Origin of the sequence: Streptomyces sp. NPDC050287 (assembly GCF_044459385.1) — a bacterium.
Classification (GTDB): domain Bacteria; phylum Actinomycetota; class Actinomycetes; order Streptomycetales; family Streptomycetaceae; genus Streptomyces.
This window is the reverse complement of record NZ_JBITIY010000032.1, coordinates 21,772-27,983: the sequence shown is the minus strand read 5'-3', so window position 1 is coordinate 27,983 and position 6,212 is coordinate 21,772. Positions and strand designations below refer to the sequence as shown.

Below are 6,212 nucleotides of genomic sequence, written 5' to 3'. Positions count from 1 at the left end.
GCTCCACTCCACAACCGGAGGCCTTCGTCATCTCACAGAATCAGGCCGTGTCGCCGCACAGATTCGACCAACCTGCCTGGGCAGTACAACTAGGGGTGCGGACGGGCCACGGAGGGACCAGCTGACCGGCACTGCCGCCTGAGTCGCTCGCGTCCGTCAGGTGGGCACGACCTGCTGCCCTGCGATCGTTCGGCTAAGGATTGGTGTGTTTACCAACGTGTTTGCCAATGCATTTACCAATGTGAACAGATTTGTCGTCGTTGAGCGCGCTCTGCGCACAGCGGCGCCCCACGAACTGCTCGACGCGGTCCGTCGTGTGCTGGCGGAGCAGTACGCGGCGGACTCCGTCGAGCTCTTCATGGCCGACTACGGCCTGACGGTGCTGCAGCCGGTGTCCGTGCTGCCGCACACCCTGGAACCGTTGCCGGTGCACAACAGCCCGGCCGGCCGAGCCTTCGGCGCGCAGGAGCCGTTCGTCGAGGAGCGCGCGGACGGCCTGGCGCGCGTCCATCTGCCGGTCACCGTGCGCGGGGACCGGCTCGGCGTCCTGTCGGTGACCCTGCCGGACGGGGACCACGTCCGTGGCTGCCTGGCCGAACTGGCGGAGGTCGCCGAGGTGTTGGGGCACGAGGTGGTCGTGGCCGAGCGGGACACGGACCTGTATCTGCAGGCACGCCGCAAGGACCGGCTGACCCTGGCCGCGGAGATGCAGTGGCAGCTGCTGCCGGGCCGTTCGTGCGCGCGCCCGGAGTACGAGCTGGGGGCGCAGCTGGAACCGGCGTACGCGATCTTCGGCGACAACTTCGACTGGTCGGCGACCGCCGACCGGCTCATGCTGTACGTATCCAACGGCATGGGTGCGGGGACAGAGGCATCCCTGCTGACGAACCTGGCCGTCAACGCCCTGCGCAACGCGCGGCGTGCCGGTATCCCCATCGCCGACCAGGCGGCTCTGGCCGACCAGGCGGTCTACGCCCACTACCGGGGCCGCTGCTATCTGTCCGCGCTCATGTTCGACTTCGATCTGGCCACCGGGCGGGCCCAGGTGGTGGACGCCGGCTCCCCCCAGATGCTGCGGCTGCGGGGCGGCACGGTCGAGCGCGTCGCCTTCGAGGCGCAGCTGCCCCTCGGCATGTTCGAGGAGACCGACTACGTGGCCCAGGAGTTCCAGGTCGAGCCCGGCGACCGCCTCGTCTTCGTCAGCGACGGGGTGTACGCGGTCGCCTCCCCCGGTGGGGAGGCGTACGGGGACGCCGCGCTGGCCCGGGCGATCCTGGCCACGCGGCTGCTGCCCGCCGCCGAGGTGCCGCGGGCGATCCTGCGTGAGCTGACCGGCCACCGCGGTCGGCCCGCACCGGACGACGACGCCCTGCTGGTGTGCCTGGACTGGCGCGGGCGGTGACCGTGAGGAGGGTGGGGCGCGAGGGCGGTCGGGTCTTCCCGGTCGCGTGTTGTTCGCGTCGTACGCCAGCGGCTAATGTTTGTCATACGGCAACTATTGGCGCTGTTGGCTGATCACCTGCCGCCCGGTGACGACCCCGCGCGGGAACTGCCCGCTCGGACCACCTCGACCGCCCCGTCCGCGGGAGAGCCGGAGGGCACGTGACCCACGCCTCGCACCACCCCACCGTGACGAGCCTTCCCATCGGCTCGGACGTGGACCTGGCCTGGGTACGGCAGCGAGTACGGCAGACCGCGGCCGAGCTGGGCTTCGGGCTGGTGCAGCAGACCAAGCTGGTCACCGCCGCCAGCGAACTGGCCCGCAACACCCTCATTCACGGCGGAGGCGGCCACATGGAGATCACCCCGCTGGACGAGGGGCACGTCCCCGGACTGCGGCTGTCCTTCACCGACTCCGGCCCGGGGATCCGTGACCTCGACCTGGCGATGACCGACGGCTACACCACCGGGATCGGTCTGGGAAGCGGCCTGAGCGGGGCCAGACGGCTGGTCGACGAGTTCAGCATCGACAGCCGCCCCGGCCACGGCACGACGGTCACCGTCACCGCCTGGGTCACCGGCCTGCCGTCCCCTCGGGGGGCGGGATGAGCCCGCTCCCCTCAGGGCCCGAAGCCCTTTCAGCTCCGACGGCCGCGGGGGCGCTCTTCGGCGTCATACGTCTGCCGGGCCTGCTCCACCTTGTCCAGGTTGACCGACCAGTCGGCGAGTGCTGCGAACAGCGGCGCCAGGCTGCGTCCCAGTTCGCTGATCTCGTACTCCACCCGCGGCGGAACCTCGGGGTGGTAGGTGCGCACGACGAGCCCGTCGCGTTCCAGCTGCCGTAGCCGATCGGTCAACACCTTGGGTGTGATGGTGGTGATGCGGCGTTCCAGCTCCACGAACCGATGACGCCCGTATTCATGAAGTGCCCACAGAATCGGAGTGGTCCAGCGGCTGAAGACGATGTCGACCACCGGGGCGATCGGACAGGCCTGCTCGGGGGTGATGCCGACACGAGCCGCCGGAGCCGTGTTGTGGGTCACAGTGAGCCCTTCTTTCCAATACTTTCCTCTAGGTACCTACTATCCCCGTGCCGGTAGCTTCCGTTGGGCCTACAGAGGACTTTCCACGGGAGCGAACATGATTGTGGTCACTGGAGCTACGGGCAACGTCGGACGGCCCCTGGTGCGGGCCCTCGTCACGGCCGGTGAACAGGTGACGGCGGTGTCGCGAGGGATCTCCGCACGGGACATGCCGACGGGCGTGCGGTATCAGCGGGCCGACCTGGCCGAGCCGGAAAGCCTCGCGCCCGCGCTCGACGGCGCCGACGCCCTGTTCCTGCTGACCTCGGGCGAGTTCGTAGCGGCCGGTGGCAGCGTCGGCGACATTCTCGATGTCGCGCGGGCGGGTGGGGTCGGCCGGGTCGTCCTGCTGTCCTCCCAAGGCGTTGCCACGGGCAGTCACCCCTCGACGCTGGAGGATGCCGTCACGGCGTCGGACCTGGAATGGACACTGCTGCGGCCGGGAGGTTTTGACTCCAACACGTTGCAGTGGGCGGAGATGGTCCGCGTGCAACGGATGGTCAGTGCGCCGTTCGGTGACGTCGCGCTGCCGACCGTCGACCCGGCCGACATCGCCGAGGTCGCGGCCGTGGTGTTACGGGACACCGGCCATGCCGGCAGGACGTATGAGCTGACCGGGCCGGCGCCGGTCTCCCCGCGGCAGCAGACGATGGCGATCGCCGACGCGCTGGGTGAGCCGGTGCGGTTCGTCGAGCAGAGCCGCGCGGAGGCTCGGGCACAGATGCTGCGGTTCATGCCCGAGCCGATCGTGGAAGCCACCCTTGACGTCCTGGGCACGCCGAAGGCCGCAGAGCAACGGGTGAGCCCCGACGTCGAACAGGTCCTCGGCCGCCCGGCCCGCACCTTCGCCGAGTGGGCCGCGCGCAACGTCGCAGCCTTCAAGTAGGAGATCGCGCAGGTGAGCGGGGCCCGGCACTCGACCGGTCTGCGCCGGCCCGATCGTTCCGCTCAGAAGGATGCAGGCGGCCGCCGCGGTGACCGGTCGCCCGAAGACGAGGGCGCCCGAAGACCAGGGCGGCCGGCCGGCACGGACAACACGACGTTCATCCAGGCGGAGGGGAGTCCAGGCAGTGGGTGTAGCCCGCTCCACCCCCGCCCGGGTGTCTCCTCCCACGACCCCGGCCAGGGGATCATCTAGCGTTGCCGCATGTGGAAAACGGTGCGGCGTGCTGCGTGGGCCACGGTGCACCTGGTCGTGGCCGCGGCCATGGCGTTCGCGATGTTGCTCTTCATCACCGTGCTGCTGATCACCCTCATCGGCGCGGTCGTGGTCGTCGGTGTCTGGATGGTGCCCGAGACGGTGCTGCTGATCCGGCGGATCGCCGGCGCCAAGCGGCAGTTGACGGCCTCGTGGACCGGCCGGGCGGTTCCGGAGGCGTACCAGAGTCTCGACGGGACCTTGCGGGAACGGCTGCGGATCGCCGTACGGGATCCCGGCACCCGCACCGATCTGCGCTGGATGTTCGCCTACTACTTCTACGGCGCTCTCCTCGCCCTCGCGCTGCCGCTGTGGCCCCTCGGGCTCGTCGTCGACGGGGTGGGGTGCGGGCTGCTGCGGCGGCGGGCGGTCGTCCTGCCGTTGATCGTGGGGCTCGCGGACACGGAGGCCCGTTGGTCGACGGCACTGCTCATGCCTTCCCCGCAGGCCCGGCTGGCCGCGCGGGTCGAGGAGCTGAAGGAGACCCGGGCCGACGCGATCGCCGCGCACGGCGCCGAGCTGCGCCGTATCGAGCGGGATCTGCACGACGGCGCGCAGGCCCGGCTGGTCGCGCTGTCGATGCGGATCGGGCTCGCCAAACGCGCCTACGACCATGATCCCGAGGCCGCCCGCAAACTGCTGGACGACGCCCAGGACCAGGCCGAGGAGGCGCTGACCGAGCTGCGGCAGGTGGTGCGCGGCATCCACCCGCCGATCCTCACCGACCGCGGACTGGCCGGCGCCGTCCGCGCGCTGGCCGCCGGGTGGGGGTCCCCCCGCTCGAGCGAAGCCGAGAGTGGGGGAGGGCTCGCCGTGACCGTGGACGACAGCGGACTGGACGAGGGCGTCCGGGCGCCCGCGGCCGTGGAGGCCGCCGCCTACTTCGTGGTCGCCGAGGCACTGACCAACGCCGCCAAGTACAGCGGGTCACCGCGGGCCGCGGTGCGTCTCGCCCGGACCCGGCGCGGACTGTCGGTGCGGGTGCGCGACGAGGGCCGGGGCGGCGCGGACGAGAGCGGGGACGGGTCGGGGATCCTCGGCATGCGGCGGCGGGTCGCCGCGCTCGACGGGACGGTCGAGGTGACCAGCCCGGTCGGCGGCGGCACCGTGATCCAGGTCGAGTTGCCGTGCGTGTGGTGATCGCCGGGGACGGTGGGGAGGGGGTGGCGTACCCGGTCAGACCGCGTGGGTCGCCGGGAGTGGTGTCAGCTCGCCCAGGGGGAGCGTGTGCTGGGTCTGGAGGACCTTCGCGCGCAGGTAACGGACGTTGTGCGCGGTGGTGAAGACACCCGTGGGCACCCGGTTCTCGACGTCGATGCCGAGGTCGCGCAACTGGTCCGCCTTGTCCGGGTTGTTGGAGAGCAGGTCCAGGGACGTGATGCCGAGGGCCTGCAGCATCTGGGCCGCCGCCGTGTAGTCACGGGCGTCCTCGGGCAGGCCCAGCGCGGTGTTGGCGGCGTAGGTGTCGAGGCCCTGGTCCTGGAGGGCGTACGCGTCGAGCTTGTTGTAGAGGCCGATGCCCCGGCCCTCCTGGCGGAGGTAGAGCAGCACGCCGCCGCGGTCCGCGATGCGCTCGACCGCCTCCCGCAGCTGCCGGCCGCAGTCACAGCGGGCCGAGCCGAAGACGTCACCGGTCAGGCACTCGGAGTGCAGGCGCACGAGCGGGGTGGTGCCGGGGGCGGTGGCCGGGTCGCCGAGGACGACGGCCACGTGTTCCTGGCCGTCGGTGAGTCCGTGAAAGGTGACCAGTTCGGCGTCGACGCCATAGCCGTCGTGGAAGCGCAGCGGTACCCGGACGCGGGAGCGCGGGGTGGCGGCGGGGAAGTCGGGCATGCGGGTTCTCCCGGGTAGGGGTCCGGTGGGCACATCTGCTTAAGATTTGAAGCAGATCTACGACTCCGGACCCTACCTCATGCTTTAAATTTGAAGCAACGGGATTGTGGTGAGTGTCATGAAGGTGTGCGCCGGTGTCACGGACAAGGCGGGGACGAGCGGCGGCGCCACGGCACGTCGTCCGGGGCCGGGCGGGTGTCGCCGCTCTCCAGGGCTTGTGCGACGCTCGCGCAGATCTCCTCCAGCTGGTCCACCTGTTCCTCGGTGAGCTGGTCGAACAAGGACGCCCGTACGGTCGCCACATGGCCGGGCGCCGTGCGCTCCAGCGTCGCCATCCCCTCCTCGGTCAGCTCGGCGACGCTGCCGCGCTTGTCCCACCGGCAGTTCTCCCGGCGCAGCAGGCCGTCCTTCTCCAGCCGGGTCACCGCGTACGTCAGCCGACTTCGGGTGATCTTCGTGCGCTCGGCGAGGTCGGTCATGCGCAGGCGGTGTTCCGGTGCGTCGGAGAGATTGGCGAGGATGGAGTAGTAGAGGTGGGGCATGCCGGCGTCCTGCTGGAGCTGCCGGTCGATCGCGTCCTCCAGGAGGTGCGTCGCGGCGATGTACGCGCGCCAGGCGCGCTGCTCCTTGGAGGTGAGCCAGCGAGTCGTCATACCCCT

The 6,212-nt window shown here is 70.7% G+C and carries 7 protein-coding genes; 4 read left to right on the top strand and 3 right to left on the bottom strand.

All coding sequences use genetic code 11. The features are described 5' to 3' along the window. Window positions 1–241 precede the first annotated feature (241 nt). Together ACIBK3_RS46100 and ACIBK3_RS46095 are read left to right on the top strand one after the other, a co-directional pair. The gene (locus tag ACIBK3_RS46100) at window positions 242–1,402 is read left to right on the top strand and encodes a PP2C family protein-serine/threonine phosphatase (protein ID WP_399374609.1); all 1,161 of its coding nucleotides are present in this window, start codon (window positions 242–244) and stop codon (window positions 1,400–1,402) included. A gap of 227 nt (window positions 1,403–1,629) precedes the next feature. After that, window positions 1,630–2,049 carry an anti-sigma regulatory factor gene (locus tag ACIBK3_RS46095; protein WP_399374608.1) on the top strand — a complete coding sequence of 140 codons (420 nt, stop codon included), beginning with the start codon at window positions 1,630–1,632 and terminating at the stop codon, window positions 2,047–2,049. A gap of 29 nt (window positions 2,050–2,078) precedes the next feature. On the opposite strand, the gene ACIBK3_RS46090 is transcribed toward ACIBK3_RS46095, so the two are convergent. Beyond that, entirely contained in the window at window positions 2,079–2,483 is a 405-nt protein-coding gene (locus tag ACIBK3_RS46090; protein ID WP_399374607.1) for a winged helix-turn-helix transcriptional regulator, read from the bottom strand. Window positions 2,484–2,580: 97 nt separating this feature from the next. Between ACIBK3_RS46090 and ACIBK3_RS46085 the strand changes: the two genes are divergently transcribed. Further along, the gene (locus tag ACIBK3_RS46085) at window positions 2,581–3,408 is read left to right on the top strand and encodes an NAD(P)H-binding protein (RefSeq protein ID WP_399374606.1); all 828 of its coding nucleotides are present in this window, start codon (window positions 2,581–2,583) and stop codon (window positions 3,406–3,408) included. 261 nt (window positions 3,409–3,669) lie between these two features. Continuing rightward, a complete protein-coding gene (locus ACIBK3_RS46080) occupies window positions 3,670–4,860 on the top strand; it encodes a sensor histidine kinase (RefSeq protein WP_399374605.1) in 1,191 nt (396 codons plus the stop codon). Between the two features lie 36 nt (window positions 4,861–4,896). Here ACIBK3_RS46080 and ribA read toward each other — a convergent pair whose 3' ends face one another. Both ribA and ACIBK3_RS46070 read right to left on the bottom strand, forming a co-directional pair. Beyond that, entirely contained in the window at window positions 4,897–5,553 is a 657-nt protein-coding gene (gene ribA / locus ACIBK3_RS46075) for a GTP cyclohydrolase II (protein ID WP_399374604.1), read from the bottom strand. Window positions 5,554–5,690: 137 nt separating this feature from the next. After that, entirely contained in the window at window positions 5,691–6,206 is a 516-nt protein-coding gene (locus tag ACIBK3_RS46070; protein WP_399374603.1) for a MarR family winged helix-turn-helix transcriptional regulator, read from the bottom strand. Window positions 6,207–6,212 lie beyond the last annotated feature (6 nt).

Bases quoted from the DNA above. Each gene is read 5' to 3' on its own strand.
- ACIBK3_RS46080 (WP_399374605.1), top strand. From the start codon at position 3,670: ATGTGGAAAACGGTGCGGCGTGCTGCGTGGGCCACGGTGCACCTGGTC.
- ACIBK3_RS46070 (WP_399374603.1), bottom strand. From the start codon at position 6,206: ATGACGACTCGCTGGCTCACCTCCAAGGAGCAGCGCGCCTGGCGCGCG.
- ACIBK3_RS46085 (WP_399374606.1), top strand. From the start codon at position 2,581: ATGATTGTGGTCACTGGAGCTACGGGCAACGTCGGACGGCCCCTGGTG.
- ribA (WP_399374604.1), bottom strand. From the start codon at position 5,553: ATGCCCGACTTCCCCGCCGCCACCCCGCGCTCCCGCGTCCGGGTACCG.